The sequence below is a fragment of the Bartonella sp. ML70XJBT.G genome, assembly GCF_028618575.1.
Classification (GTDB): Bacteria; Pseudomonadota; Alphaproteobacteria; order Rhizobiales; family Rhizobiaceae; genus Bartonella.
The window spans coordinates 7,799-9,495 of record NZ_JAQITA010000032.1; the positions used below are offsets into that span (position 1 = coordinate 7,799).

The following is a 1,697-nucleotide window of genomic DNA, read 5'->3' on the forward strand; positions in this document are numbered from 1 at the left end:
AGCTTTGTGCACCAATTGCCTGTGCTTGTACTAACAAAGGTTGAAAAGCTAAACTAAAACTTAAAACAAGAGAAATACCCTTATGAGCCCCTCGCTGCAAAACACCAAGAACGCGCTGCCCTAGCTTGTATCCATATCCCAATTTGTGCTTTTTATTTTTCAATCCCCGCATCTTCAGCTCCTCATAAAATTCTTTATCTCTTAAAAAAACACCCCAAGGGGTGTCAAAAACGAGGCTATATTTTTATGCCTCTTTAAAATCTCAATAATGCCCGCACTTGAAACAACCCTGTCGCATTCCCCTGCTCTATTGGGGACGATTGGATTAAAATATTCGAATATGACACATCAACATCCGTAATATCTCCAGTTGAATGGAAACCAAGAGTTGCTCCTACCAAACTACCGCCAAAACTGTTTTTGCTTAAATCATTGGCCACTGCCCCCAGATCAAGCGCCATATACGGTGCAAATTGGCTCATAAATTTACGCCCCATGCTCGAAGAAAAACCTGGCAACAACAGCGATAATTCATTGCGCCAAAACGCCCCATTATTGCCGTAATAAATCGCCTCACGCACACCACGCACAGAAGAGGAACCTCCAAGCGATAGTTGCTCTGAACTAAACAATGTGTCGGGTGATAATTGTCCTGAAAACAGTGTGTTATAGCGAAAATTATGCTGATTGAGCGAAAAAGGACGCACGTAACTTAGGGAAAAAGACAATTTGGAAAATTGCCCTTTGGGTGAATTTTTTGTTGCATTCTCTTGCTCTTTATCGTCATAAGCCCCAAGAATTGCCAACCCTTTATGAAACCCTATATGCGCGCTTAATTCTCCTCCAAGCCACTTGCGCGAATGATCAAGCTCTAATGTTGCAATAGCTAGTTTACGGCTGGAAACATCAACTCGACTACCCATAATAAAATTATCAGAATATTTCCATGTCAACCGTCCCGTAAGCCAGGTCTTTCCCTCTTGATCACGATCAATAACCCGTGAAATCCACGGTGTAAGCGATAAAGACTTGCCCGATGTCATAATATCAGAAAATATTCCCTTAACACTCGAATGATATTGGCTCCACGTCCCATCAAAACCTGTTGTCCAATAGCCATAGGGAATGGAAAAGGAACCCGTTAGAGTATCACTATTGGGACGCTTGTGAAAAAAATGATACGGTCCACCATCCATGGAGCGCTGATAGCTAAACGACCATTGATCATTGATCCCTAACAAATCATCAAAAGAAAGGCTAACACGCGTTTGGTAAAGCCCTGTTGCTTTAGCGCCAAGATTATCGCTGGAAAGCGTGATAAGCCAAGATTTCTGTTTTTCAATATGAACATCGAGTATCGAACCACCCGAATTGCTCCCCGCACCAAGATTAATGGTAGCTTGGCGTGAGAAAAGCCGATTGATTGATCAAGCCCTTGCTCTATCTGGCGCAGATTGGTCGGTTTTCCAATAAGGTTTGGAAAAGCCGTGATGATTTCTCCTTGAAGTCTCCTCTCAACTTTATGCCCATCAAGAGTGATATCTTCCATCACACCTTCAACAACAACAACCTTAAGATGACCGCCGCTTAAATCTTGCTCAGGCAAATAAGCCCGCACCGCAATATAGCCGCGCTTCATATAAAGCTTGGTCACCGCTTTGAGCACTTTATTGATTTCAGCAATCCCCAAACACCGC

At 43.0% G+C, this 1,697-nt stretch carries 1 pseudogene; it reads right to left on the reverse strand.

Annotated features, from left to right (window positions below):
* Positions 1–254: 254 nt before the first annotated feature.
* Positions 255–1,697 (reverse strand): annotated as a pseudogene (locus PVV64_RS09355) (ShlB/FhaC/HecB family hemolysin secretion/activation protein); the annotation flags it as partial.